General features: G+C 59.3%; 2 protein-coding genes. One reads left to right on the top strand and one right to left on the bottom strand.

All coding sequences use genetic code 11. The features are described 5' to 3' along the window. The coding region (locus tag AC1U89_RS24530; protein WP_479902217.1) for a hypothetical protein at window positions 1-210 on the top strand (210 nt) is incomplete at its 5' end. A gap of 72 nt (window positions 211-282) precedes the next feature. Here the strand turns inward: AC1U89_RS24530 and AC1U89_RS24525 are convergent. Further along, on the bottom strand, window positions 283-688 hold a 406-nt coding region (locus tag AC1U89_RS24525), incomplete at its 5' end, for an IS3 family transposase (RefSeq protein WP_476956213.1).

Raw genomic sequence — 688 nt, 5'->3', positions numbered from 1 at the left:
GTGCACGTGCGCGTGAAGCCCGAGGCCCTGGCGGCGCGCCTGCGCCAGCGGGGGCGGGAGTCCGAAGCGGCGATCGCGCAACGTCTGGCGCGCGCGGGGCAGGCGTTCGACGTGCCGGTCGGCTGCAAGCTGGTCGAGATCGACAATAGCGGGGCGCTGGATKACTCGGCGGCGTCGTTCGCCCGGTTGATCGGGGTGAGGCACGACTGAGTTGTTGATCGTCGACAGCAAAGAAAAAGCCCGGGACTCTKAACTGACCCCCAGAAGTTGGACGGTTGATGGCTAGGCCGGAAAGGGCTGAGTCCTGTATTTCACGGGACTCAGCCCTTTTAGYTTGAGCTTGATGCGGTCATGATTGTAGTAGTGAATGTATTGGCGCAGTCCATCCTGCAGTTGCTCGATGCTGGTGAACTTGTTCAGGTAGAAGAATTCGGACTTTAGGATGCCGAAGAAGCTCTCCATGGCAGCGTTGTCGAGGCAGTTACCTTTGCGCGACATACTGGGACGGACACTGCGCTGCTTGAGCATCGATCGATAGGACGCCATTTGGTATTGCCAGCCCTGATCCGAATGCAGGATCGGTCGGTCCTTGGGGCCGAGTCGAGCAAACGCCTTCTTGAGCATTTTGCTTACCATCTCGAACAACGGACGCCTGGCCATCTCGTATGCGACGATCTCGCCGTTATGC

The sequence above is a fragment of the Caulobacter sp. 05T431 genome (assembly GCF_056665975.1).
Note: the sequence above shows the minus strand (reverse complement) of the source record. Positions and strands in the feature narration are given on the sequence as shown.